Here is a 24,203-nt window from a genome sequence, read left to right as displayed (position 1 = left end):
CCCACCGGCCCGACATGCGGGACGAGGGAATTTTCTCGCGGTCACCGGACGGCCGGGCCGGAATAGCGTTTGCCGTCCGGATAGGGCCAGGAGTTGGCCACGCAGCCCTTCAGGCCGAGCGTCTGCTGCATCATCACGGGCGCGAGCCGGCCCTTGCCCGGGCACTGCTCGTGCCCGTGGCCGAGCTGGTGGCCCACCTCGTGGTTGATCGCGTAGGCGCGGTAGGTGGCCAGCGGCGCGCCGTAGCCGCGCACCGCGCCCTCCCAGCGGTCGTCGTTGATGATCACCTTGCCGGGCAGGCGGCAGGACGTGTAGGCCCCGGTCTCCAGCCCGCCGAGCCGGCACATCCGCTCGGAGGTGCGCGCCGAGGCCAGGTAGACGGTGAACTCGGCGCGCGCGGCCGCCGGGACCCGCTGGAACCGGAACCGGCGGGCGGCGATCCAGCTGCGGTGGTCGCCGAGCGTCCGGTCGACCGCGTCGGCGAAGGCGGTGGCCGCCCCGGCCGGGTCCGGCTTCTCGACCCCGAGGTGGAACCGGTGGATCGGACCGGCGAAGCCGAGCACCGGGCCGTACCCGCCGACGTAGTCGAAGACGCCGCTGGTCCCGGCCGCGCGAACGACGGTCGCCGCGGGCGTCGCGGCACGCCGGGCCGCCGCCGGGGGCGCGGCCGCCGCCGGCGTCGGCACCACGATCGGGTCGCGCTCGCCGGTCCGCAGGTAGCGCCCGAGGAAGATCACGGCGACCGCGAGTAGCACGTAGGTGAGCACGGTCAGGACCCGTCGGCGCCGCCGCGCGGGCCGCGGCTCCTCCTCGAAGTCGCGGAACGGGACCGGCGCCGGCGGGGGCGCGGGGCGGGTGAGCGGGGTCCGGCGCATCGCCGGCGGGTTTCGGGTGGGATCCCAGACGGGCGTACGCGTCATCGCCGGGCTGCCGGGCGCGGCGGTCCCGGCGGCCGGACGCCTGCGATCCGTCCCTGTCATGACAAAGCCGACATTGCCACGCGCCGCGGCGCGGTTTCCGGTGTTTCGCCAGCTAGGCGGCGAGGCCCGGGCTCTCCTCGAGCATGCCGACGATCGCCCGGGCCACCAGGCGCGGCACCTCCATCTGCGCCACGTGCCCGACTCCCGGCAGCATCAGCAGGCGGCTGTCCGGAATCACCCGGGCCGCCTGTGCGGGCACCCGGGGATCGATGAGCTTGTCGGTGAGGCCGCCGATGACCAGGGTCGGCGCGGTGATCTCGGTGGCCAGCCGCCACAGCGAGTTGCGCCCGGGCAGGTAGGCGCGCAGGAAGCTGGAGACCAGGCCGCGCAGCGTACGCAGGTAGGCGTTCGGGTAGTGGGACACCGTGTAGCGGAGCTTGATCTCCTCGATCGCCTCGGCCCGGCGCTGGGCGCTCGCCTTGCGGGTGTCGCCGAAGCACGCCTCGAGGACCTGCTCGGCCATCTCGTCGACCGTGATGCGGGTCATCCCCCACGCGAAGATCCGATCGGCCCGGGGCAGCGCCAGCAGCGGCAGGTAGGGGCCGTGCGCCGTCCGGCGCGGATCGAGGAACGGCATCGCCGGGGAGATCAGGGTGAGCGTACGGACCAGGTCGGGACGAAGAGCGGCCACGCGGACGACGATCGAGCCGCCCAGCGAATTGCCCACCAGGTGCACCGGGCCGCGCCCGGCGTGCTCGAGATAGCCGATCAGGGTCGCCGCGAAGGCCGGGATCGAGTAGCGCGGGCTCGGGTCGCTGTAGCCGAAGCCCGGCAGGTCGACCGCCTGCGCGTCGAACCGGTCGGCGAGCAGGCCGGCCATGTCGGTGAAGTTCTGCGAGGAGCCGCCCAGACCGTGCACATACACCGCCGGCTCGGCCCCGGGCCGGGTGGCCGGCGTATCGCGGACATGCAGCATTGCCCCGCCGATCACGACCCGGCGCGCGGGCCACGGGGGTGGTGCGTCGCCGTCCGGCAGCAATACGCCGTCGTCGGCCAGAATGGCGCCCTTCATCGGGACAAGAGTGCCTCAAGCCGCCGGTTCACCGCGGCCAATGTGGCCCGGACCATGGCATGCCGATCGTCACCCGTCACCACCGCCGAGCCGGCGAGCTGCTCCACCCAGCCGTTGCAGGACAGCAACAACACGACGACCGCCACCTGAGAATTGCCGAACGGGACGGCGGCCGCGTGCTCGACGAAGCAGCGGGCCGGGCCGTCCGGGTGATCGGAGCCGGCGAGCAGCTCGTCGACCGCGGCGGTGGTGGCCGTCGCGCACAGCCGCAGCAGGTAGCCGTCGACGGACGGGCCGCTGGCCGTGCCGGAGCTGGACCGGCCGCCGACGCCGAGACGCACCTCGACCGTTGCATCGGTGCCGTACGTGTTGACGTGCACGTTCTCGATGACGATGCGGGGGCCGGGCTGCTCGCCGGGGAAGAGCGGGCGGGTCGGCCGATGGTCGTCGGCGGGGACGACCTCGGCCTCCTCGGGCTCGGGGCGAAGGGTCTCGGCCGGCCGCTCGATCGGCGGCTCCACCGGCTGCTCGACCGGCCTTTCGAACCGTCTTTCGGCCGACCTTTCGACCGGCCTTTCGAGCGGTTTTTCGACCGGGGGCGCGGGCGGCGCGGACATCTGGGCGATGGGCGCCGGGGCTTGCATCGGGGCCGGCGCGGGAGCCGGTGGCGCGCTGCGCGGCCGGCTCGACACCGGCGCGGAGGGCGAGACGGGGGCCGGGGGCGGAGGCGGCGGCGGAGCCACCGGCATGGCCATCGGCGGCATCAGGGCGTCGCCCTTCATCGCGGCGTCCAGCCCCATCCGCTCCTGCAACAGGCGGGCCACGCGGCGGCTCACCTCGGCCGGGTCGGCGCCCTCGGCGAGATCCAGCCGCAGGCTGTGCGCACCGGACGGGGTCGAGCGCAGCGACGCGTCGCGCACACCGTCGACGCCGCGCACCGCCGCCAGGATCGCCTGCACGTCGAACCCCTCCTGCCGCTCGCGCGGCTGAACGTCGCCGCGGCGCAGGTGGGTCGCGATCCGGGCCAGCGCCGGCGTCTCCGCCGTCGGCTCCGTCAACGGGGGCTCCGGAACTCGAGGCACGTCCGGTTGGGCCGGCACGCGCTGCGGCAGTACCCGTGGGCTGGGGTCGGCCAAACCGCTCGCTCGTCGGCCGGGGTCGGCCGGGGGACTTATCCGCGGGCCGGGGTCGACCGGTCCGTTCGGCCCGCCGGCGGCCGGGGGCTGGCTGCCGTAGGCCGCGTAGGCCGCTCGGGACTGGTGGCCGGGCGGCTCGGCGGCCGGGCCGGGCTCGTAGGAGACCCGGCGCGGGAAGCTCGGATCATACGGCGGCGGGGCGGGCGGTTGCTCATCCGCCGCGGGGGGCGTGGGCGGCGGATCGGGCGGGGCCCAGTCGGAGCGGAGGGCGGCCGGCGCGGCCGGGCGGACCAGCGGGACCGCGGTGCGCTGCTGGGGCGGGGGCGGCTGGGTGTCTTCCAGGTCGCCCTCGTACGGAAAGGGCGGGGCGCTGTTGGGCGTGGGCGGGTCGTACGCGCTGACCGGGGCGGGCGACTCGTACGGGCTGATCGGCTCGATCGACCGCAGGCTGGTCGGCCGGCCGGGGCGGGCGATCGACCCGGTCGTCTCGCCGAGATCTCGCGGGTGCGGCGGGACCGGCTGCGGGGCGGGCTGCGGGGCAGTCTGCGAATAGGGGGCGGGCTCGGTGCGCGGGGCCGGCGGGCGGGCCTGCTCGGCGCCGGGCGGGCTCAGGTGGGCCAGCAGGTCGGAGTAGCGCGGGCGGGCGTCGGCCCAGCGGGACGCGGCCTGGGCGGCCGGCTCCACGGACGGGGGAATTTCGCCGGACTGCTGCGCGTCGACGAAGCCGGGCGGGGCGGGCGCGGGGACCGGCGGGGCCGAGGCGGGCTGGACGGGCTGCGGCTGGGCGGGCGTGGGTTGCACCGAACCGTACGGTCGCCCAATGGGGGGAAATGTCTGATTTCGCGGAAAGGGCGTCGGCCGACGCCAAGCCGGTACGTCATTTTCCGTGTCGAGCGCGGTGCCGGGGTTGGACCAGGGACTATCCTGCATCGCCCAGCCGTTCACCCGAGTGCGCTCCCGCGAATCGGCACTGTCGCCGCCCTCCGCGGCTCCAGTGTCTCCGGAATGCCCTGATTCATCCACCGCGTGCTCCTCGCTCGCCCGTGCTGAGGCTACCGTGTGGGTGCGGTGGCGATAAGTTGCAGCGTCGCGACAATTGACCGGGCGGCAGCAACGTGCGCCGATCCGGGCAAACCGCGCCGACCACCGAACCGCGGGGACCGAACACCCGCTGGAGGGTAGAGAGACATGACCGCTGCGTCCGGCGGGGCACAGACCGCCCGGCCCACCCGCCTGCCCCGCTCCGCGCGCCGCAAGCAGTTGCTGGCCGCCGCTCAGCAGATCTTCGTGGCGCACGGCTACCACGCCGCTGCGATGGACGACATCGCCGAGCGGGCCGGCGTCTCCAAGCCGGTGCTGTATCAACACTTCCCCGGCAAGCTCGAGCTATACCTGGCGCTGCTGGACACGCACTGCGACGCGATCATCGCGAAGGTGCGTGAGGCGATGCTGGCCACGCACGACAACAAGGAGCGGGTCAAGGGCGCGGTCCGGGCCTACTTCGACTTCGTCGACCACGAGAGCGAGGCCTTCCGCCTGGTCTTCGAGTCCGACCTGCGCAACGACCCGCAGGTGCGGCAGCGGGTGGAGCGGGTCGAGCAGGGCTGCATCGCGGCGGTGACCGACACGATCATCTCGGACACGGCGGCCTCCGCCGACGCCGCCGAACTGCTCGCCTCCGGCCTGGTCGGGGCGGCCGGGCAGTCCGCCCAGTTCTGGCTGGCGAACGGCCGGCGTACGCCCAAAGCTGAAGCCGAATCGCTCGTAGCTGCGCTGATCTGGCGCGGGATCGCCAGCTTCCCCCTGCAGGGCGGCGCAACCAGCGGTTCGACGGCCGAAATCGGATAACCTTCACAGCGGTAAGACCCGTACAGAGGGAGGGCCCCGTGGAGGTCAAGATCGGCGTGCAGCACACGCCGCGCGAGCTGGTGCTGGAGAGCGCTCAGACCCCGGCGGAGGTCGAGCAGGCAGTGACCGAGGCGATGGCCAAGGACAGCGTGCTGTCGCTCCAGGACGAGAAGGGCCGCAAGGTGATCATCCCGATCAGCAAGGTGGCCTACGTGGAGATCGCCGAGTCGTCCAACCGGCCGTTCGGCTTCACCACTCGCTGAGGTTCGTTTCGGGAGGGCGCTCTCGCATCGATGGTGCCCTCCCGTAACTCTGCTCTGAGGTGCACGATCTCTTGGTCGGGTAGACTGGGACCTGTCGCCCGTCGACGTCGATTCGATTCGCTGTTTTTCACCCCGCGAATCCGTTTCGCCGCGGGCGACCCGCGCGCGTGCGGCCCGCTCACTAGCGTGTGGCCCGCGCCTACCCATAGCGCGCCCTACGACTGAACGGGCGCACCACGAGAGGCACCCGTAAAACTTCATGACAGACATCGAAAACTCCGAACCCGCACTGGTCCCCGTCGTCAATCGCGCCCCCGTCCGTCCGGACAGCCCGACCTTTGCCGAGCTGGGTGTCCGCGCCGAGACGGTGGAGGCGCTGGCGAAGGCCGGCATCACCCGGGCCTTCGCGATCCAGGAGTACGCGCTGCCCATCGCGCTGCGCGGCACTGACCTCATCGGCCAGGCCCCGACCGGCACCGGCAAGACCCTCGGCTTCGGCCTGCCGCTGCTCGATCGGGTCATCTCCCCCGCCGAGGGCGCCGACGGCAAGCCGCAGGCGCTGGTCGTCGTCCCCACCCGTGAGCTGGGCCTGCAGGTGGCCCGCGACCTGGCGGCCGCGGGCAGCACGCGCGGCGTCCGGGTGCTGCCGATCTACGGCGGGGTGGCGTACGAGCCGCAGGTCGACGCGCTCAAGAAGGGCGTGGAGATCCTGGTCGGCACCCCCGGCCGGCTGCTCGACCTGGCCAAGCAGAAGACCCTCAAGCTCTCCTCGATCAAGGCGCTCGTGCTCGACGAGGCCGACCGGATGCTCGACCTGGGCTTCCTCGACGACGTCGAGAAGATCCTCGCGATGCTCCCCGAGCAGCGGCAGACCATGCTGTTCTCGGCGACGATGCCCGACCCGATCGTGGCCCTGTCCCGCCGGTTCCTGAGCCACCCGGTGACGATCCACGCCGGGCACACCGCCGACAGCGGCCCGTCGCCGCTGACCAAGCAGGTCGTCTACCGCACCCACCCGCTGAACAAGCTGGAGATGGTGGCGCGCATCCTGCAGGCGCGCGACCGCGGCCTGACCATGATCTTCTGCCGTACGAAGCGGGCCGCCGACCGGGTCGCGGAGGATCTCGACTTCCGCGGCTTCGCGGTCGCCGCCGTGCACGGCGACCTGGGTCAGGGCGCCCGCGAGCGGGCCCTCCGGGCGTTCCGCAGCGGCAAGATCGACGTGCTGGTCGCCACCGACGTCGCCGCCCGCGGGCTGGACGTCTCGGGCGTCACCCACGTGATCAACTATGACTGCCCCGAGGACCCGGACACGTACACGCACCGCATCGGTCGTACCGGCCGGGCCGGCGCCACGGGCGTCGCGGTGACCTTCGTCGACTGGGAGGACATGCCGCGCTGGGTGCTCATCGACAAGTCGATGGGCCTGGGCATGCCGCAGCCGCCGGAGACGTACCACACGAGCGCGGCGCTCTACTCCGACCTGGACATCCCGTCCGACGTGTCGGGCACGCTGCCGACCGCCGAGCGCAACCGGGCCGGCCTGGCCGCGGAGGTCGAGGAGGACCTGGGCGGCGGGCGCCGGCGCCGGGAGCCGACTCGCGGCCGGGCGCGCCGCCCGCGCGGCGGTGGGTCCGGCGCCGAGGAGGCGGCTCCGGCCGAGGAGTCGGAGCGGCCCAAGCGCCAGCGTCGCCGCCGCCGGGTGGATTCCGATCTTCCGGGTACGGCTTCGTCTGGCACGCCCTCGTCTGGCACGCCCTCGTCTGGCACGCCCTCGTCTGGCACGCCCTCGTCTGGCACGCCCTCGTCTGGCACGCCTTCGTCCGGTACGCCGGCGGCGGCCCCGGTGGAGGAGTCCGGGTCGGTCGGGGCGGCCGAGCCGGTCGCCGGGGAAGGTGAGGCCGCGCCGAAGCGCGCTCGCACGCGCCGCCGGGTTCCGGCCACCGCTCTGACGTTCTCGGAAGGCGCCTCGGCCGGTGACACGCCCGTCGCCGAGACCGCGATCGCCGAGACGACGTCCAAGGCCGTGGCGTCCGAGGCCAGGGCATCCAAGGCCAGGGCATCCAAGGCGGCGGCGTCCAAGGTCGCGGCCGCGGAGGTCGCGGCCGGCGCCGACGGGCCGGAGTCGGAGGACGACCCCGATCGTCCGCGTCGCCGCCGTCGTGGGGCCCGGGGCAGTCGCGGGTCGGGCAGCGGCTCGGTCGCGGACTCCGCCGACGGTTCCGACATGTCCGGCGGCTCCGAGGCCGGGGTCGGGACCACCGCCTGATTTTCGGGCCCGGCCTTGGCCGGGCCCGCACCATGCAGGACAGCCCGGCGGCCGCCGACGGCCTTGCGTTGCAGCAGGCCGGGGCGCTGCACCGGGGACCTGACTCACGCGTACGGTCAAGGGCGCGGAAGCAAACGACGGAGAGTTAGCGGCCCGGGGTTACCTGGTGTGCGCTCAGATCCAGCGCCGGGCCAGTTCGTCGAGGATCGCGATGTTCAGGCGGTGGGCGTCCAGCACCTCGGTGACCAACTCACTCTGCTCCTCGGGCGACCACGGAAGGGCGTCCAGGAGCCGGCGGTAATAGGTCTTGAACGCCTCGAGATCGATCCCGGGGAAGATGTAGAAACGGTTCCCGGCGCCGTTCAGGCCATAGACGCGGGCGATCGCCTGGCCCAGGTATTGGCCGCCGGAGAGATCGCCCAGGTAACGCGTGTAGTGGTGGGCGACGAAGCCGACCGGGTGCGAGTTGGCGGCGTAGCGCAGGCGCGTGCAATACGTCGTCGTGGCGGGCAGCGCGGCTATCCGGTCCGGCCAGCGCGGGCCGTGCAGGAAACGCAGATCCGCCTCGATCGACGGCAGCCGGATCAGCTCCGGAAAGACGAATTGCCGGGCGACCGGGTCGTCGGCCATGGTGTGCGCGGCCAGTTCCAACGCCTCGTAGAGAAACCATTGCTGGGCGACCAGATCGGCATAGGCGACCCAGGACAGCCGGCCGGTGACGAGGGCGTCGAGAAAACCGTGCGCCTGGGCGATTTCGAGCGCGCCGCGGGTCTCGCGGCGCAGCCGCGCGGACAGCCGGTCGGCCCCCGGCGGGTCGGCCATGAAGGACATCGGCGGCGCACCTCGCTTCTCGCGCCGACACTGTATCTATAGATCCACTTCTCGGCCCAGTAGTTGGGGAACGTGTGTTGGGCCACCGGTGGGTTCCGTGCGCCGGCCGGTCGCCGCGACGCGGGCAGAATGGGGAGATGCCAGAACCGCTCGCGAACGTGCTCGCCGAGGTCCGCACCCTGCTTCTCACACCCGGGCTCACCCGGGCCGTCGCCGCCGGCCGCCGCCGGGGGCAGACACCGTCGGTGACCAGGGCAGAGTTACGGCCGGTGGCGTTGAAGAGCGGGCCGCATCTGCAGATCGTCACCGACGACGGCGCGCGGCCGTTCACCCGCAACGTCGCGCCCGGCCCCGAGGCGGAGTCGGCGGTCGAGGCGCTGCTGGCCGAGCCGTTCGGGAACTGGCATGTGGAGACGGCGACGGCCACGGTGCAGGTGCGAATCACCAAGAAGGGTGACGCCCAGGTGCACCGCGGCGCGGCACCGGAGTCGACGCCGGACGCCGGGCACGACCGGGCCAAGCAGTGGCTGCTCGACCCGGGTGACCCGCTGTTCCAGGTGGTCGGCGGCACGGCGGCCAAGCGGCGGCAGGTCGACGCGTTCCTGCGGGCGCTCGCCGCGACGCTGCCGGCCGATCTGCCGCCGACGCTGCGCGTGGTGGACCTGGGCTGCGGAAACGCTTACCTGACCTTCGCCGCGTACCGCTATCTGGCGGCCCGCGGCGTACAGGTGCAGGTTGTCGGGGTTGACGTTCGGGAAGATCAGCGGGTACGCAACACGGCCGTGGCGGAGGCGTTGGGCTGCTCGGCGGAGGTGACCTTCGTGGCCGGGACCATCTCCGAGGCGCAGGTGCCGTTCACGCCGGATCTCGTGCTGGCGCTGCACGCATGCGACACGGCGACCGACGAGGCGCTGGCCCGCGCGGTGCGGTGGTCGGCGCGGTGGGTGCTGGCCGCGCCGTGCTGCCACCACGACATCGCCGCCCAGCTCAAGGGCACCGCGGCGCCGGCGCCGTTCGGCGAGCTCACCCGGCACGCGATCATGCGGGAGCGGTTCGCCGACGTGCTGACCGACACGCTGCGGGCGTCGCTGCTGCGGCTGCACGGATATCGGGTGGACGTGGTCGAGTTCATCGATTCGGCGCACACGCCGCGCAATCTGCTGCTGCGGGCTCAGCTTTCTTCGCCGCAGGGTTCGCTCCGGGCTTCACTTCAGCCTTCGCTCCAGCCCTCGCTCCAGGCGGAGTACGACTTGTTGACCACTCAGTGGTCCGTGACGCCCGCCCTGGAAAAGCTGCTCTAGACGATCACCGTCCAGGCGGCGGTGTGCACCTGACCGGCGACCTGGAAGTCGAAGAACATCCGGTAGGTGCCGTTGCTCGGCGCCGCCAGCCAGAACTTGACCTTGCCGTCGACCAGCGCGGCCTCCGGATGAACATGCACGTAGGCAAGATCACCCTGGCGAAGAACGACGAGATGACCGTACGCGCCGAGATAGGGCTCGAGGACCGCCGGGCGGTGATCGGGCCCGGCCACGCTCATCATGATCGGCTGGGTCGACCGGGTGCTCGGCGCGCCCTCGTAGCCGACCGAGAGCCCGTCCACGGCGACGGCCCTTTCCGGGGCGGACAGCGGGGCGGGCGCGTAGTCGCCGGCGACGGTCAGGTCACTGCCCAGGGTGGTCGCGACCGGTTTGCCGCCGACCAGCGCGGTGAAGTCGGCGATCATCCGGTAGATCCCCGGCTCGGCGAGGGTGAGATCGATGCCCCAGGTGCCGTCGGCGGTCATCGAGGGGTGCAGGTGCTGGTAGCCGCTCAGATCCCGGCGGATCACGACGAGGTGCAGCAGCTTGTCGTGGACCACGGCGTACGAGGTGATCGGCGCACCACCCGGGCCGGTGATCCGGAAGCTGAGCCGCTGCGGTCGGCCGGCCAGGAGGGTGGTACGGGCCGGAACCAGGGTGAGGCCGCTGGAGCTCAGGGAGAGGCCGCCCAGGGCGGCGCCCGTGCCGTTTGTCTGGGTCGTGGTGCCGATGGCGTCGTGGGTGTGCGGCTGGCTCTCGTCCATGGCCATGCCCGGCATCTCACCGGTTGCGGCCGGCGCCGGTTGGGTGGGAGCCGAGCTGGTGCCGCCGGCGTTGAGGCGACCGAGGCCGTAGCCCGCGAAGAGCACCACGACCAGGAGCGCCCCGAAGGCGGCGAGCCGGAACCCGGCGCGGTCCCCGGTCTCCTCAATTTGCGGCCCGGTTTCCGGCTCGTCCTCGTTGGGCGCCGCTTCGGCCTTTGGCTCGCTCGCCGTGCCGTTCGGCGCGCTCCCGCTGGCCGTGCTGTTCGTCGCGCTCCCGCTGGCCGGGCGACTCGTCGCGCTCCCGCTGGCCGGGCGACTCGTCGCGCTGTCGGTCGCCGTGCCGTTCGGTCGCTGGGTCGCGGCGCTGGTCACTGGGCTCTCGGAGGGGACGGGTCGTGCCCAGAGGCGATTGAGGTCGGTCGTGGGCTGGTCGGGAGCGGCGGAACGACCGCCGGGCGGAGAGGCGTCAGGCATGCGCGAGCTCGTAGCCGGCCTCGTCGACCGCCGCACGCACATCGTCCTCGGCGAGGGGCGCCTCGCTCGTCACCGTCACCGCGCCCGAGGGGAGGTCGACCCGAACCTCCGCAACGCCCGGCAACGAGGAGAGCTCCCCGGTCACCGCCTGGACGCAGTGCGAACAGGTCATTCCGGTCACGGTGTAGGTGCTGGTCACAGCCATGAAAACGCCTTTCGGGAACGGTGGCCGTCAGGACTTGACGAGCCGGGCGATCGCATCGGAAGCCTCTTTGACCTTGGCAGTCGGATCCCCCGCCCGCGCCGCGTCGACAACGCAGTGGGCAAGGTGATCGTCGAGCAGACCGAGCGCCACCGCCTGCAGCGCACTCTTGGCCGCCGAGATCTGAGTCAGAACATCGATGCAGTACGTGTCCTCGTCGACCATCCGCTGCAGCCCCCGGATCTGCCCCTCGATCCGGCGCAGCCGCCCGAGCAGGGCAGCCTTGTCCCCGGAGTACCCATGCGGACCATGCTGCTGCGAAGTCGTCTCTTCGGACATGCCTGCCATCATACCCCCTCCCCGTATCTCCCTCGGCACCCCTCCCCACATGCCCGCTGCCACCATCCTGTCCACTACCTACCGTTTTGTCACCATGAGCCACCCACCCGCGCGACAACAACAGCCCGACGCCGACCCGTCCCGAACAACCCCGCCGCGCCGACCACCGGCCCCACCAGCCCCAGCGACACCCCGACACCAGCCCCACCAGCCCCAGCGACACCCCGACACCAACCCCACCAGCCCCAGCGACACCCCGACCAGCAGCCCCACCGACTCGGCGCCGCACCAAGCAACGGCACCGCCCGACCGCACTGCGCCGACTACGTTGGCGACCATGACAGCCGCTACCCCGCTCGACGCCTTGGTCACCGAGACGGCCGCGCTGACGCACGCGCTCGACTCCGTCCCCGAGGCGGCGTGGGCCAACCCGACCCGTTGCCGCCCCTGGGACGCCCGCGCCCTGCTCGCCCACGTCCGAGTGGCCGTGGCCCGTGTCCCGCAGGCGCTCGCGGAGCCCGCGCCACCGGTCGCCGAGGTGTCGGCGGTCGAGTACTACCGCCCCGACGAACGCTTCTCCCCGACCACGAACGCCGATCGCATCACCACCGCCCAAGCCCACGCATCCGACCTCCGCGGCCCGACGATCCTCGCCGAACTCGACGACCTATGCAGCGTGATCGTCGACAGGTGCACGCCCGAGCCACCCGACCGAGTGGTCCGCACCCGCCACGGCGACGCGATGCTGCTGACCGAGTTCCTGAAGACCCGAGTCCTCGAGGTGGCGGTACATGGCTTCGACCTGGCCGACGCCCTGGCCCTGCCATCCTGGCTGACCCCGACCGCTGCCGACGTCCTCCAGGAACTGCTGCTGGGCCCGTCCCGAACCGCCCCCGACCCGGAACACTTCCTGCGCGCCGCAACCGGCCGAGCCACCGACCCCGATCCGGAGCTGCTGACTCGCCTGCAGAGTCGCCCTCTCGCCCTGGGCTGACGGCCCTTCCGCTCAGGACCCGATCCCGCCCGAACGAGGGCCCGCGTGCGGCCGGGCGTCGTGTGCCGCGTGCGGCCGGGCGTCGTGTGCCGCGTGCGGCCGGGCGTCGTGTGCCGCGTGCGGCCGGGCGCCGTGCGCCGCGTGCGGCCGGGCATCGTGCGCCGCGTGCGGCCGGGCATCGTGCGCCGCGTGCGGCCGGGCGCCGTGCGCCGCGTTTCAGGCGGAGACTGCCAAGGCCAAGGGCAGCACCCCCTCGGCGCCGGCTCGGCGTAGGGCTCGGCCGGCCAGGGACATCGTCCAGCCGGAGTCGACCAGGTCGTCTACCAGCAGGACCGGGGCGTTCAGGGTGGGTAGTGCGGTGGCCACTTCGGGATCGACGGTGAAGGTGTCGTGGAGTGTGCGGACCCGCTGGGCGCTGTTTCCGCGGGAGGCGGACTCGGGGGCTGCGGCCGAGGTGACCGCGCCCAAGAGAGGCAGGCGACCGACGCGGGCTATGTGCTCGGCGAGGGCGTGGATCAGCTGTGGATGACGGTGGGAGCCGATCTCGACGACCGCGGCGGGGCGTTGTCGCCAGGCGTCCTCGCCGTGGGCCCAGGTCTTCAGGATCTCGATCACCGCGGCGGCCAGTTCGTCGGGGATCGGGGCGTCCGGGGAGTCGGGGGCGACCAGTGTGCGCAGGCGACTGCCCCAGCCCAGGTCGGAGAGGCGGCCGACGGCTCGGCCGGGCTCGATCTGCTCGGCGGGGCCGATCTTGCCCTTGAGGGAGATGCCGACGGCGGACAAGCCGGTTGGCCACATCTTCTTGGGGGCGATCTCGACGCCGGGGCGGCCCAGGAACGCGTCCGCGGCGGCGAGGGCGGCGGCCGACGCGTCGGTATCGAACAGGGGGCCGGCGCAGTTGTCGCAGCGGCCGCACGGCTTGGCCTCGGGGTCGTCCAGGCAACGCCGTAGGTACTCCATGCGGCAGGAGCTGGTCACCGCGTACTCAATCATGGTCTTTTGCTCTGCGGAACGAGCCTCGGCGACGCGGCGCAGGCGGGCGGTGTCGTAGGTCCATGGCTCGCCGGTGGCCAGCCAGCCGCCGCGGGTGCGCCGGACCGCGCCATCCACGTCGAGGACCTTGAGCATCAGCTCGAGGCGGGTGCGGCGCAGGTCGACCAGAGGCTCGAGAGCCTGGGTCGACATCGGACGGTCGGTGGCGAGATTGGCCAGCACCAGCCGCACCTGGTCTTCCGGCGGGAAGGCGAGCGACGCGAAATAGCGCCAGATCGCGGCATCCTCCCGGCCCGGGAGCAGGACGACCTCGGCGTGCTCGACGGCGCGACCCGCGCGGCCGACCTGCTGGTAATACGCGATCGGGGAGGGTGGGGCGCCGAGGTGCACGACGAAGCCGAGATCGGGTTTGTCGAAACCCATGCCGAGGGCGGAGGTCGCGACCAGCGCCTTGATCTTGTTGTCCAGCAGGGCCTGCTCGGCGGCGCGACGATCGGCATCCTCGACCTGTCCGGTGTACGAGGCGACCGGAAAGCCCCGGGAACGCAGGAAATCGGCGGTCTCGGTGGCCCCGGCGACGGTGAGCGTGTAGACGATGCCCGAGCCGGGGAGCTGATCGAGGTGGTCGGCGAGCCAGGCCAGGCGATGGGCGGGGTCGGGCAGGTCGAGCACGGCCAGGCGCAGCGAGTCTCGGTCGAGCGTACCGCGCAGCACCAGCGCGTCGCCGAGCTGATCGGCGACGTCGGCGGTCACCCTGGCGTTGGCGGTTGCGGTGGTGGCCAACACCGGCGTACGCCCGGGGAGGCCGGCCAAGAACGTGCGGAGCCGGCGATAGTCGGGGCGGAAGTCGTGGCCCCAGTCGGAGACGCAGTGCGCCTCGTCGACGACCAGCAGGCCGGTGCTCGCGGCGAGGCCGGGCAGCACATTGTCGCGGAAGTCGGGATTGTTGAGCCGCTCGGGGCTGATCAGCAGCACGTCGACCGTGCCGGACCGGATCTCGGACTCGATCTCGGACCACTCGTCGAGATTGGCCGAATTGATCGTGCGCGCGGTGATGCCGGCCCGGGCGGCCGCCTCGACCTGGTTACGCATGAGTGCGAGCAGCGGGGACACGATGACGGTCGGGCCGGCCGGCGACAGGGCGGCCGGAGCCGGGCCGGCCGCGACGCCCTCGCGCAGCAGGGCGGTGGCGACGAAGTAGACCGCCGACTTGCCCCACCCGGTACGTTGCACGCAGAGCACCCGCCGCCGGTCGACGGTGAGCGCCTCGATGGCGCGCCACTGGTCCGCACGGAGGCGTGCTTGGTCGCCGGCCAGCTTGCGCAGCACGCCCTCGGCACGCTCGCGCACGGCAGCTCGCTCGGCCTGATCGGCCCTGATCCGCGTCGTCTCGGTCACCCGGCATGTCTATCAGCCCGCTCCGACAAAACTCGGAGTTATCCACAGGGCATGGTTATCCACAGGCCGCCGGAACGTCCTTGACAACTTTATTTGTCGGTGCCAGGCTCGGGTCATGTCCAAGACGATTGCCGAAAAGCTCCTCATCAAGCCCCACTCGACCGTGTGGCTCTCCGATCCGGCGCGATTGCCGCTGCTCACCCCGATGCCCGACGGCGTCCGCGAGGTCGAGACGCTGGCCACCGCCAGCACCGCGGTGCTGTTCGCGGAGGATGCGGCGAGCGCGCGCAAACTGCTCGAGGAGCACAGCGCCGACCTGGCCAAACCGGGGGCGTTCTGGGTGGCCTACCCGAAGGGGAACAAGGCCGACATCAACCGAGACACGTTGTGGCCGATCGTCGCCGACTTCGACATGCGCCCGTGCGGGCAGGTCGCGATCGACGAGCGCTGGTCGGGGCTGCGTTTCCGGGCCAACCGCGAGGGCGAAGGTCGATTCACCATGGGAGACAAATGACCGGAGGAGCCAACGATGACCGTCAGCGGCCGAGGACCGAGCCGCCGTTGACGTTGATGATCTGGCCGGTGACGTAGCCGCCGCCCGGGCCGACCAGCCAGCGGACCGCCTCGGCGATGTCCTGCGGTTCGCCGGCACGCTTGACCAGCGTGGCGTCGACGCGGCTTCGGTGGCCCTCGGGGGTCATCCGGCCGGCGAAGAACTCGCTGTCGGTGACGTAGCCGGGGGAGATGACGTTCACGGTGATGCCGGACTCGCCGAGCTCGACCGCCAGGTCCAGCGCGTAACCGTGGAGGGCTGCCTTGGCCGCCGAGTAGGGGCCACCGCCACCCTTCTGGGCGGCGATCGAGCTGGTCAGGATGATCCGGCCGCCCGGCCGGCGTAGCGACGGAAGGAGGGAGGTGGTCATCAGGACGGCACTGAGGACGTTGGAGTCGAAGTTGGCTCGCCAGTGCGACGCGACTTGGTCGAGTGTGGAGTCGGCGCCGGACACGTAGGCGCCGGCGTTGTTGACCAGCACGTCGAGCGGGCGGTCGCCGACCGCGGCGGCCACAGCGGGGATCTGGGCCGGATCGGAGACGTCGGCGGTCACCGCGGACGCCTGCGGACCGATCCACTTCACCGCGTCGGCCAGCACGTCCGCGCGACGGCCGACGATGATGACGTCATAGCCCTCCCCAGCCAGCATGCCCGCCGTCGACCGGCCGATCCCGGTCCCGCCACCGCTCACCACCGCAAGCCTCGACATGCCCCGACCATATCGACGCTCCCGCACGCGCGCAGCCCAGTTGGACGGCCGCTGCCAAACGGCCCGGGCCGGGCACGCCACTAGCGGCCACGTGCGCGGGCCAGAGCGCAGGCGCGGATCAGAGCGCAGGCGCGGATCAGAGCGCAGGCGCGGATCAGAGCGCAGGCGCGGATCAGAGCACAGGCGCGGACCAGAGCACAGGCGCGGACCAGAGCACAGGCGCGGACCAGAGCACAGGCGCGGACCAGAGCACAGGCGCGGATCAGAGGGCGAGGAGGTAGCCGGTGGCCTTGCGGGACTTTGGGGAGGGTGCTGACGACGCGGGAGCCGGCTTCGAGTGGTGAGAGCGCTTCCGTTGGCGGGACGGGCGGTCGCGCTTGGTGGCGGGGGTTTGCTTCTCGCCGGCGGCTTCGCTGAGCGTCGCCGAGTCGCCGTCCGAGTCGGGGACGCTGCTGCCTAGCACCTCGGCTCGGCATCTGCGGCCATCTAGGGTGAAGGCCAGGGGGAGCGGGTTGTCTCCCCGGTAGGCGCCGTGCAGGGTGAAGGCTTTTCGGGTGCCATGGCCCTTCACTATGACTTTGCGGCCGGTCTGGGTGATGGTCTTCGGAGCGTCGGTCAAGCGCTGGGAGCCGGGATAGGCGAACACCACGCGCCAGGACGCTCGTCCCACCTCTTCGGAGGTCGCCACGGTCAGTACGGCCTCGTAGTCACGGCCGGAGTCGTGCCGGAGCTGGTAGCGGACCGCGCATATAGTCTCCGGTGGCTCGACCGCGCCCGGTGCGGCGCCCGCGGCTTGGGCCTGTTCGACCTCGCGGGTCTCCCGGCTTGCCGCCCAGCCGACGCCGGCGACGGCCAGCAAGCCGGCGGTCACCAGGGCGGCCTGCACGCGATGACGGCCCAGCAACAGCTCGCGGGCCAGCCCGCCGCCGGTGAAGAGGCCGCCGCCGAGCGGGCGCACCCGGCCGAGCCGCAGCCAGCCGGCCATCCGCAAGCCGGCCCGCACCCGCAGCGACGCGAGCCTGACCCGCGAGCCGGTCGGCCCAGACCTGCCGGGGCTCACACCGGGGGCGGGATCAATACCGCCGGCGAGATCAGCACCGGGAATGAAGTGGGTGCCCGACGCGGCCTCGGGGAGGGAGTGATCGCCAGAAGCGGAATCGGCGCCTGCGCCGCGGCACGCGCCAGCGACGGAATCAGCGTTGACAGCAGAAGTGGTCAGCAGCCCCAGAGCGGCCGACGGAACCCGCCCCGGAACGGGAACCGACGCCCGAGCTACCACCGGTGCCTGTTCCGACCGCAAGCGCGGCGGCGGCAGAACCGGCACAATCCCGACCACCTCCGCCAGCGCACGCGCCACCGAAGCAGCATCCGGCCGATCTCCCGGCGCCTTGGCCAGACACCGCAGACACAGTTCACCCACTGATTCGGGCAGCGATGGCAACGCCGGCAACGGATCTGGATCGGCGTACAAATGCGCCCGCAACGCCTCCGCCGTCGTCTCCGCCGGCCACGGCAACCGCCCGGTGAGCAGCCGATACAGCAACAGCCCCAGCGCGTACACGTCCGTCGCCGCCGCTACCTGCGCCCCGCCCAGCCTTTCCGGCGCCAGATACGCCGGCGTTCCGAGCAGACTCCCGTCCGGCGCCGCGTCCCGCTCCCCCACGATCGCCGAGATGCCGAAGTCGACGACCTTGGCGCCGGTCACCGTGAGCATCACGTTGGCCGGGGTCACGTCCCGGTGCACCACCCCGCGCCCGTGGGCCGTGGCCAGCGCCGACGCCACCTCCACCGCGACCGTGACCGCCTCCCGCCAGGGCAGCGGGCCCTGCCGGCCGAGCCGCGCCGCCACCGACTCGCCGTCGTTGAGTTCCATCACCACGTACGGCACCGTCAGGTGATCATTGAGCGGCGATTCGCCGAAGTCGAAGATCCCGGTGATGTGCGGATGGCAGAGCCGGGCCGCGGCCAGCGCTTCCTGCCGCAGGCGGTCCCGGAAGCTCTGGTCCTCGGCCAGCCGCGGGGACAGCACCTTGACCGCGACCGGCCGGCCCAGCGTCTCGTCGTAGCCCCGCCAGACGACCGACATGCCGCCGGTTCCCAGCTTTTCGACGAGCCGGTACCGGCCCCCGATGCGAGACGAAGCATCCTGTCCGTTTCGCCCCATGTGCCGATTGTGACCCGAGGGGCGGCCCGGTCACCGCCGCACGGCGATATGTCCGGTTTAACTAGAGCATGGACAGGTGAACGTGGTTCGTGTGCACGACCGCCGGCCCACCCTGCGGGCTGTACGCCTTCCACCCGGTGCCGGGCATCCAGATCTGCCGATACCAGATCACATACATGACGCCGAGCCGGTCCGCGTTCTTGATGAAGTACGCGGCCAGATTGTTCCCGTACGTCTTGTCCGCCCCGGTCGCCGCCTCGTCCAGGAAGCCGGTCGAATGCGCCGCGAAGTCGCAGGCCCGGCCCTTGGGGTGCTCACCGCTGTCCTGATGCCGGAAGCACGCCACATAGTGGTTGAAGCCGGCCGCCTGCGCCTGCTGCATCGCGTGCAGCGTCCGCGGCGTGATGCAGCCGGTCGTGGTCGGGTCGTCGACCGTGCACGACTCCTTGGGCCACGAGCCGTCCGAGTTGCGCGGTGCGGGCTGGGCCAGCGGCGAGTTCACGCTGACGAAGCCACCGGCCGCGCCACCGCCGCCGACGCTGCCCAGGGCCAGCTCGGCCTCTTTCTTCTTCTTGGTCAGCGCGGCGACCTGCTTCTGCTGCTCGGCGACCTCCTGGTCGGCGGCGGCCTTGGCGGACTGCGCCTCGTTCAGGTCGTCCCGGTACTGCTGGAGGATCTTGCCGTTCAGCTGGGCGATCATGTCGATCTGCTGGGCCCGCTCCAGGAACGCGTCCGGCGAGCTCGAATTGAGCAGCAGGGACATCGTGCTGGTGCGGCCCAGTCGATAGGCCCGGTTGACGATCGCGCCGACCTGACCCTCCAGCTGCTTGGCCGACGCCTGGGACGTCTTGACCGTGTTCTGCAGGTCGGCCTGCCGCTTCTTGGAGGCGTTGAGTTTCTGGATCGCGTCGGCCTGGCCCTTCGCCGCCGACTCGAGCGCGTCGGACAGCGTCTTGCTGCCGCCCTCGTCGGGGTCGGCCAGCGCCGGGGACGAAACCCCGCCCACCCAGAGCACCGATGCGGCGATCAGCAGCGCGAGGACAGCGCTGAGTCGCCGCGGGAACACCGCCGCCACGGATACCTCCCAAGAGTCAGCGCGGAGACTTTACCGCGAGGTCAAGGGACTCGGCAGGTCGCTCAGGTCGCCGAGTAACCGCCGTCGACGAAGAGTGTCTGGCCGGTTACCGCGACGGCAGCGGCGCTCGCCAGAAAGACCGCACAAGCACCAAAATCATCCGGTACGCCGTTCCTGCCGATCATCGTGCGGGCGGCGTGCCGGGCCACCGTGGCCGGATCGGCGAAAACCGGTTCGGTCAGTGGCGTGTGCACCACTCCGGGGGCGATCGCGTTGCAACAGACGCCGTGCCGCGACCATGCCTCGGCCTGTGACCGGGTCAGCCCGACCAGGCCGGCCTTCGCCGCGCCGTAGGCCCCGCTGTTCCCATACGCCCGGAACGCCTGCTGGGAGACCACATTGATGATCCGTCCCCAGCCGCGGGCCGCCATCCGCGGGCCGAACGCCTGGCCGAGCAGGAACGGCGCGGTGAGGTTCGCGGCGAGCGTCACGTCCCAGTCGTCGACGGTCAGGGCGTCCAGCGGCGGGCGCCGGTTCACCCCGGCCGAGTTGATCAGGACGTCGGGTTCGCCGTACCCACCAATGATCTTGTCAATGACGGCCGCGACGGCCGCACGGTCGGCGAGATCCGCGGAGATCGCGTGCCCGACCGCGCCGAAGCCGCGCAGCTCGGCAACCACCTCGGCCATCGGCGCCTCGCGCCGGGCCACCAACAGCACGCGGGCGCCGGCCCGGCCCAGCGCGATCGCCATCGCGCGGCCGATCCCGGAGCTTCCGCCGGTCACCACCGCGGTGCGACCGTGCAGACCGAAAACCTCATGGAGGTACGACACGGCGCGAACTTACAAGACGGAGACGTCCGGGAAGAGCGTGTCGCGCACGGTGTGCCACACGTCATCGTTGGGCGCGATGAGCAGGCCGTGCTCGCTGTTGGCCAGGTGGTACGGGGAACCGTCGAGGTGCCGGACGACGCCGCCGGACTCCCGGATGATCAGCGCACCGGGCGCGTGGTCCCACGGCAGGATCCGCCAGAACAGCGCGAACTGCTGCTCGTCGGTGGCCACGGCCGGATACTCGTACCCGGCGCAGTGGTGTCCGGCGGTTACCACGCCGAGCTGGGGCGCGTTCGCGCCGGCGATCTCCCGCAGCCGCGGCGGCAGGTACTTGCGGGCCACCACGCCGCGGAGTTCGCTCGCGCCGGGATCGTCCGTCCGGGCTTTCACGCGTACGCCGTCGCGATAGGCCCCGGCACCGGCCTCGGCGACCGTCAGGTGATCACCGGGCACGTCGAGGATCCACGACGCGGCCTGCTCACCGTCCTGGACCAGCGCGACCATCACGGCGAACGGCGTCTTGCCGGCGGCGAAGTTGTTGGTGCCGTCGACCGGGTCGACGATCCACACCGCGCCCGAGTTACGCACCCGGTCGAGCACCCGCGGATCGGCGGCGACCGCCTCCTCGCCGACCACGGTCGAGCCGGGCAGCAGCGCGGTCAGCCCGCGGGTCAGCGCCTTCTCGGCCTCCTGATCGGCGATCGTGACCACGTCGCCCGGCGACTTCTGCTGGATTTCGCCCGCGGCGAGGTGCCGGAAGCGCGGCAGCACGACGGTGGCGGCCACCTCCCGGATGAGCTCGGCCACCTGGTCAAGCACGCGGCGGCAACTTCACGACGCTGACGAAGAACTCGTCGATCTGCCGGATCACCGTGATGAAACGCTCGAAGTCGACCGGCTTGGTCACGTACGCGTTCGCGTGCAACTGGTAGCTGCGCAGGATGTCCTCGTCGGCGGCCGAGGTGGTGAGCACGACGACCGGGATGCGGCCCAGCTCGTCGTCGTTCTTGATCTCCTGGAGCACCTCGCGGCCGTCCCGGCGCGGCAGGTTGAGGTCGAGCAGGATGAGGTCGGGGCGTACGGCCTCCGCGTACTCACCCTCGCGGCGCAGGTAGGCCAGCGCCTCGGCGCCGTCGGAGACGACGGTGAGCCGGTTGCGGACCTTGTGCTCCTCGAACGCCTCCTGGGTCATCAGCACGTCGCCCGGGTCGTCCTCGACGAGCAGGACCTCGATCGGCGTGCCGTCGGCTCGGGTCGGACCAGTCACGCGTTGACCTCCGTCTTCTCCGTAGTGAGCGCGGGATCGGGCGCGCCCGGCAGCACCGGAAGCGTGAAGTTGATCGACGTGCCCTCTTCGACGTCGAGGTCGAGCCAGATCCGTCCGCCATGGTATTCGACGATCTTTTTCACGATAGCCAGCCCGATCCCGGTGCCCTCGTACGCGTCCCGCGCGTGCAGCCGCTGGAAGATCACGAAGACCTTGTCGGCGAACTCGGCCTCGATGCCGATGCCGTTGTCCCGGACGTTGATCACCCACTCGTCCTCCTCGCGGCGGGCCGTCACCCGCACGACCGGCGGGACCCCCGGGCGGCGGAACTTGAGCGAATTGCCGATCAGGTTGACGAACAGGGTGGTGATGAGCGGCTCCTCACCCTCCACCGTGGGCAGGTCAGACCAGCTGACCTCGGCCTCCCCGTCGAACCGGTCCTCCAGCTGGGAGCTCACGTCGGCGAGCACCCGGCCCAGGTCGACCTCGGTGAACCCGGCCGTGATCCGCCCGATCCGGGAGAACGCCAGCAGGTCGTTGATCAGCCGCTGCATCCGCTGGGCGCCGTCCACCGCGAAGGCGATGTACTGGTCGGCGCGCTCGTCCAGCTGGCCGGCGTAGCGCCGCTGCAGCAGCTGGCAGAAGCTGGCCACCTTGCGCAGCGGCTCCTGCAGGTCGTGCGAGGCCACGTACGCGAACTGCTCGAGGTCGCGATTGGACCGGGTGAGCTCCTCGGTCTGCTGCTTGAGCTGGTCGTTCACCCACTCGATCTGGCTGCGGGCCTCGCGCACCTCGGCCAGCTCCGCGGCGATCTTCCGTCGCATGCCATCCACGTCGCGGGCGAGCACGGCCAACTCCGGCGAGCCGCCGCTCTCGATGTGCTTGTCGTACTGGCCGGCCGCGACCGCCCGCACCTGCTCGGCGAGCTCGACGACCGGGCGGCTGACCAGGCGGTCGAGCAGCAGGAGCAGGGCCGCCCCGGCCAGGATGATGATCGCGGCGGCGGCGATCTGGATCGCCACCATGGTCTGGCTGGAGTTCCGCGCCGCGGCCGCCGACCGGGCCCGCAGCACCTGGATGTTGGCCTGCATGTCGGCGATGGCCGTACGCAGGGACTCGAAGTCGGCGGTCTTGCCCGCCTTGATCAGCGCCCGCCCGGCCTCCGGACCCTGGGTGTCGACCGCGGCGATCACCGGGTCGGCGACCTCGCGGTGCCAGGCGGCGGCCCGCTGCTTCACCGTCTCGAGCGAGTCGCGGATCGCGGTGTCGCCCGGGTGCAGCTGCGCCTCGATCTCGGCGATGCTCGCGGTCTCGTCCCGGATGCCCTGGCGGTACGGGTCCAGCGAGCCCTGGTTACCGGTGATCGCGTACCCGCGGATGCCGGTTTCCTGATCGACATACGCCGTGTTCAGCGAGTCGCCCGCGGCCCGCATCGGGCTGGCCCGGTTGAGCACGTCATCGAGCTGCCGGTTGTTCTGCGCCCCGGTGATCACGGCCAGGGCGGCCAGCGCGCTCAGCACTATCCCGGTGGTGACGCAGAGCGCGGTGATCCGGGCGCGGAGGGTCCACCCGCGCAGGGTGAGCCAGCGCCGGCTCATCGGCCGCCGCCGTGGGTGATCAGCAGCATCGCCACGTCGTCGGCGAGCGGCCCGCCGTTGGCCTGGTCGGCCTGCCCGACCAGCCACGCCGGGAGGGCCGGCAGCGGCACCTCGCGGGCGGCCGGCTCGTCGAGCAGGCCGCAGAGCCCGTCCACGTCGAGCCGCTCGGTGCCCACGCCGGTGTGCCCCTCGATCAGGCCGTCGGTGTAGAGCAGCAGCGACCAGGCGTCGCCGGTCAGTTCCAGCTCGGTGGGCGGTGGCGGCTTGGGGCGTACGCCGAGGACGATGCCCGGTTTGGCGGCGACCGGCCGGGCCCGCCCGCCCGAGAGCAGCACCGGCGGCGGGTGCCCGGCCAGGCGTACGGTCGCCTTGTTGCTCTCGAGGTCGAAGGACACGGCGGCGACCGTGGCGAACACCTCACGCGCTCGCCGCTCGCTCATCAGCACCTGCTCGACCGAGCCGAGCACCTGGTCGTCGGGCACTCCGGCGAGCACCAGCGCCCGCCAGGCGACCCGCAGCTCGACGCCGAGCGCCGCCTCGTCCACGCCGTGCCCGCAGACGTCGCCGACGATCACGTGCAGCCGGTCGTCGCCGACCTGGACCACGTCGAAGAAGTCGCCGCCGAGCAGGCCCATCGCCCGGCCCGAGCGGTAGAAGGTGTGCACCCCGACCGCGGCGGTCGACATCAGCGGCTGGGGCAGCAGGCCGCGCTCGAGACGGGCCGACTCGGCCTGGCGCAGCTCGACCTCGCGCAGGCGCTGCGCGTTCTCGTCGGCACGCTTGCGCTCGACCGCGTAGCGCAGCGAACGGGTCAGCAGCACCCCGTCGACCTGGCCCTTGACCAGGTAGTCCTGCGCGCCCTCGCCGACCGCGGCGACGCCCAGGTGCTCGTCGGAGCGGCCGGTCAGCACGCAGACCGCGGCGCTGCCGGCGACCGCGAGCAGCTTGCGCAGGCCGTCGATGCCCTCGGCGTCGGGCAGCCCCAGGTCGAGCAGGACGCACTGGGTGCCGCGCATCTTGGTGGTCGCCTCGCGCAGCGTGGTGGCGACCTGGAGGTCGAACGGCGCTTCCGCCTCATGCAGCAGCTCGCGCACGAGGAAGGCATCGCCCTCGTCGTCCTCGACGAGCAGGACGCGCAGCCGCTCCTGGCTCGCCACGGAATTGGTCTGGGCGCGCGGGGCGACCGACCGTTCCGTCATG

Annotated in this window: 21 protein-coding genes and 1 pseudogene; 6 read left to right on the top strand and 16 right to left on the bottom strand. The window is 72.0% G+C overall.

The window, feature by feature from the left end:
* Nucleotides 1–41 precede the first annotated feature (41 nt).
* The 3 genes from IH26_RS0113140 to IH26_RS53510 are packed head-to-tail and all read right to left on the bottom strand — an operon-like array spanning nt 42 to nt 3,929.
* Entirely contained in the window at nt 42–980 is a 939-nt protein-coding gene (locus IH26_RS0113140; protein ID WP_245665160.1) for a DUF3152 domain-containing protein, read from the bottom strand.
* A gap of 52 nt (nt 981–1,032) precedes the next feature.
* Nucleotides 1,033–1,992 (bottom strand): alpha/beta fold hydrolase, encoded by a 960-nt coding sequence (locus tag IH26_RS0113135; protein WP_030436453.1) that lies wholly within the window; start codon nt 1,990–1,992, stop codon nt 1,033–1,035.
* Nucleotides 1,989–3,929, bottom strand: a complete 1,941-nt coding sequence (locus IH26_RS53510) for a Daple (protein WP_245665159.1) — start codon at nt 3,927–3,929, stop codon at nt 1,989–1,991. The genes IH26_RS0113135 and IH26_RS53510 overlap by 4 nt, the downstream gene beginning before the upstream one ends.
* 387 nt (nt 3,930–4,316) lie before the next feature.
* Here IH26_RS53510 and IH26_RS0113125 point away from each other — a divergent pair, with 387 nt between their 5' ends.
* From IH26_RS0113125 to IH26_RS0113115, 3 genes and pseudogenes are all read left to right on the top strand, one after another.
* A complete protein-coding gene (locus IH26_RS0113125; protein ID WP_030436451.1) occupies nt 4,317–4,976 on the top strand; it encodes a TetR/AcrR family transcriptional regulator in 660 nt (219 codons plus the stop codon).
* Between the two features lie 38 nt (nt 4,977–5,014).
* Nucleotides 5,015–5,239 carry a DUF3107 domain-containing protein gene (locus IH26_RS0113120; RefSeq protein ID WP_030436450.1) on the top strand — a complete coding sequence of 75 codons (225 nt, stop codon included), beginning with the start codon at nt 5,015–5,017 and terminating at the stop codon, nt 5,237–5,239.
* 259 nt (nt 5,240–5,498) lie between these two features.
* Nucleotides 5,499–7,028 (top strand): annotated as a pseudogene (locus IH26_RS0113115) (DEAD/DEAH box helicase); the annotation flags it as partial.
* 654 nt (nt 7,029–7,682) lie between these two features.
* On the opposite strand, the gene IH26_RS0113110 reads toward IH26_RS0113115, so the two are convergent.
* Nucleotides 7,683–8,339 carry a biliverdin-producing heme oxygenase gene (locus IH26_RS0113110; protein ID WP_030436448.1) on the bottom strand — a complete coding sequence of 219 codons (657 nt, stop codon included), beginning with the start codon at nt 8,337–8,339 and terminating at the stop codon, nt 7,683–7,685.
* Nucleotides 8,340–8,476: 137 nt separating this feature from the next.
* Here IH26_RS0113110 and IH26_RS0113105 point away from each other — a divergent pair, with 137 nt between their 5' ends.
* Nucleotides 8,477–9,640, top strand: coding sequence for a class I SAM-dependent methyltransferase (locus tag IH26_RS0113105; protein WP_030436447.1), 1,164 nt, complete (start codon nt 8,477–8,479; stop codon nt 9,638–9,640).
* Here the strand turns inward: IH26_RS0113105 and IH26_RS0113100 are convergent.
* The 3 genes from IH26_RS0113100 to IH26_RS0113090 form a co-directional block, all read right to left on the bottom strand.
* Complete coding sequence (locus IH26_RS0113100) at nt 9,637–10,776, bottom strand: hypothetical protein (RefSeq protein ID WP_245665157.1); 1,140 nt, start codon at nt 10,774–10,776, stop codon at nt 9,637–9,639. The two genes, IH26_RS0113105 and IH26_RS0113100, sit on opposite strands and share 4 nt — an antisense overlap.
* Nucleotides 10,777–10,870: 94 nt before the next feature.
* Nucleotides 10,871–11,083, bottom strand: coding sequence for a heavy-metal-associated domain-containing protein (locus IH26_RS0113095; RefSeq protein ID WP_030436445.1), 213 nt, complete (start codon nt 11,081–11,083; stop codon nt 10,871–10,873).
* A gap of 27 nt (nt 11,084–11,110) precedes the next feature.
* A complete protein-coding gene (locus IH26_RS0113090; protein ID WP_030436444.1) occupies nt 11,111–11,419 on the bottom strand; it encodes a metal-sensitive transcriptional regulator in 309 nt (102 codons plus the stop codon).
* Nucleotides 11,420–11,756: 337 nt separating this feature from the next.
* Between IH26_RS0113090 and IH26_RS0113085 the strand changes: the two genes are divergently transcribed.
* On the top strand, nt 11,757–12,413 hold the full coding sequence (locus IH26_RS0113085) for a maleylpyruvate isomerase N-terminal domain-containing protein (protein WP_030436443.1): 657 nt from the start codon (nt 11,757–11,759) through the stop codon (nt 12,411–12,413).
* Nucleotides 12,414–12,629: 216 nt separating this feature from the next.
* Here IH26_RS0113085 and IH26_RS0113080 read toward each other — a convergent pair whose 3' ends face one another.
* Entirely contained in the window at nt 12,630–14,786 is a 2,157-nt protein-coding gene (locus IH26_RS0113080) for a RecQ family ATP-dependent DNA helicase (RefSeq protein WP_030436442.1), read from the bottom strand.
* A 133-nt stretch (nt 14,787–14,919) separates the two neighbouring features.
* Here IH26_RS0113080 and IH26_RS0113075 point away from each other — a divergent pair, with 133 nt between their 5' ends.
* Nucleotides 14,920–15,318: a hypothetical protein gene (locus IH26_RS0113075; RefSeq protein ID WP_030436441.1), complete on the top strand. Its 399-nt coding sequence runs from the start codon at nt 14,920–14,922 to the stop codon at nt 15,316–15,318.
* A 22-nt stretch (nt 15,319–15,340) separates the two neighbouring features.
* On the opposite strand, the gene IH26_RS0113070 is transcribed toward IH26_RS0113075, so the two are convergent.
* The 8 genes from IH26_RS0113070 to IH26_RS0113035 all read right to left on the bottom strand — a co-directional run bounded on the left by IH26_RS0113070 (nt 15,341) and on the right by IH26_RS0113035 (nt 24,202).
* Nucleotides 15,341–16,066 (bottom strand): SDR family NAD(P)-dependent oxidoreductase, encoded by a 726-nt coding sequence (locus tag IH26_RS0113070; RefSeq protein WP_030436440.1) that lies wholly within the window; start codon nt 16,064–16,066, stop codon nt 15,341–15,343.
* 262 nt (nt 16,067–16,328) lie between these two features.
* A complete protein-coding gene (locus IH26_RS0113065; protein WP_030436439.1) occupies nt 16,329–18,230 on the bottom strand; it encodes a serine/threonine-protein kinase in 1,902 nt (633 codons plus the stop codon).
* A gap of 61 nt (nt 18,231–18,291) precedes the next feature.
* Nucleotides 18,292–19,305 (bottom strand): coiled-coil domain-containing protein, encoded by a 1,014-nt coding sequence (locus IH26_RS0113060; RefSeq protein ID WP_051808066.1) that lies wholly within the window; start codon nt 19,303–19,305, stop codon nt 18,292–18,294.
* A gap of 62 nt (nt 19,306–19,367) precedes the next feature.
* A complete protein-coding gene (locus IH26_RS0113055; RefSeq protein ID WP_030436437.1) occupies nt 19,368–20,138 on the bottom strand; it encodes an SDR family NAD(P)-dependent oxidoreductase in 771 nt (256 codons plus the stop codon).
* A gap of 9 nt (nt 20,139–20,147) precedes the next feature.
* Nucleotides 20,148–20,957, bottom strand: a complete 810-nt coding sequence (locus IH26_RS0113050; RefSeq protein WP_030436436.1) for an inositol monophosphatase family protein — start codon at nt 20,955–20,957, stop codon at nt 20,148–20,150.
* On the bottom strand, nt 20,950–21,405 hold the full coding sequence (locus IH26_RS0113045; protein ID WP_030436435.1) for a response regulator: 456 nt from the start codon (nt 21,403–21,405) through the stop codon (nt 20,950–20,952). Before IH26_RS0113045 ends, IH26_RS0113050 begins: the two co-directional genes overlap by 8 nt.
* Nucleotides 21,402–23,003: a sensor histidine kinase gene (locus tag IH26_RS0113040; protein WP_030436434.1), complete on the bottom strand. Its 1,602-nt coding sequence runs from the start codon at nt 23,001–23,003 to the stop codon at nt 21,402–21,404. Before IH26_RS0113040 ends, IH26_RS0113045 begins: the two co-directional genes overlap by 4 nt.
* Nucleotides 23,000–24,202 carry a PP2C family protein-serine/threonine phosphatase gene (locus IH26_RS0113035; protein ID WP_030436433.1) on the bottom strand — a complete coding sequence of 401 codons (1,203 nt, stop codon included), beginning with the start codon at nt 24,200–24,202 and terminating at the stop codon, nt 23,000–23,002. The genes IH26_RS0113040 and IH26_RS0113035 overlap by 4 nt, the downstream gene beginning before the upstream one ends.
* Between the last annotated feature and the right edge of the window lies 1 nt (nt 24,203).

It is taken from the genome of Actinoplanes subtropicus (assembly GCF_000721705.1).
GTDB lineage: Bacteria > Actinomycetota > Actinomycetes > Mycobacteriales > Micromonosporaceae > Actinoplanes > Actinoplanes subtropicus.
Note: the sequence above shows the minus strand (reverse complement) of the source record. Positions and strands in the feature narration are given on the sequence as shown.

Excerpts from the sequence above, each read along its gene's own strand:
- IH26_RS0113140 (WP_245665160.1), bottom strand. The coding sequence starts at position 980 with ATGACAGGGACGGATCGCAGGCGTCCGGCCGCCGGGACCGCCGCGCCC.
- IH26_RS0113135 (WP_030436453.1), bottom strand. The coding sequence starts at position 1,992 with ATGAAGGGCGCCATTCTGGCCGACGACGGCGTATTGCTGCCGGACGGC.
- IH26_RS0113125 (WP_030436451.1), top strand. The coding sequence starts at position 4,317 with ATGACCGCTGCGTCCGGCGGGGCACAGACCGCCCGGCCCACCCGCCTG.
- IH26_RS0113110 (WP_030436448.1), bottom strand. The coding sequence starts at position 8,339 with ATGTCCTTCATGGCCGACCCGCCGGGGGCCGACCGGCTGTCCGCGCGG.
- IH26_RS0113105 (WP_030436447.1), top strand. The coding sequence starts at position 8,477 with ATGCCAGAACCGCTCGCGAACGTGCTCGCCGAGGTCCGCACCCTGCTT.
- IH26_RS0113095 (WP_030436445.1), bottom strand. The coding sequence starts at position 11,083 with ATGGCTGTGACCAGCACCTACACCGTGACCGGAATGACCTGTTCGCAC.
- IH26_RS0113090 (WP_030436444.1), bottom strand. The coding sequence starts at position 11,419 with ATGTCCGAAGAGACGACTTCGCAGCAGCATGGTCCGCATGGGTACTCC.
- IH26_RS0113085 (WP_030436443.1), top strand. The coding sequence starts at position 11,757 with ATGACAGCCGCTACCCCGCTCGACGCCTTGGTCACCGAGACGGCCGCG.
- IH26_RS0113075 (WP_030436441.1), top strand. The coding sequence starts at position 14,920 with ATGTCCAAGACGATTGCCGAAAAGCTCCTCATCAAGCCCCACTCGACC.
- IH26_RS0113070 (WP_030436440.1), bottom strand. The coding sequence starts at position 16,066 with ATGTCGAGGCTTGCGGTGGTGAGCGGTGGCGGGACCGGGATCGGCCGG.
- IH26_RS0113065 (WP_030436439.1), bottom strand. The coding sequence starts at position 18,230 with ATGGGGCGAAACGGACAGGATGCTTCGTCTCGCATCGGGGGCCGGTAC.
- IH26_RS0113040 (WP_030436434.1), bottom strand. The coding sequence starts at position 23,003 with ATGAGCCGGCGCTGGCTCACCCTGCGCGGGTGGACCCTCCGCGCCCGG.
- IH26_RS0113035 (WP_030436433.1), bottom strand. The coding sequence starts at position 24,202 with ATGACGGAACGGTCGGTCGCCCCGCGCGCCCAGACCAATTCCGTGGCG.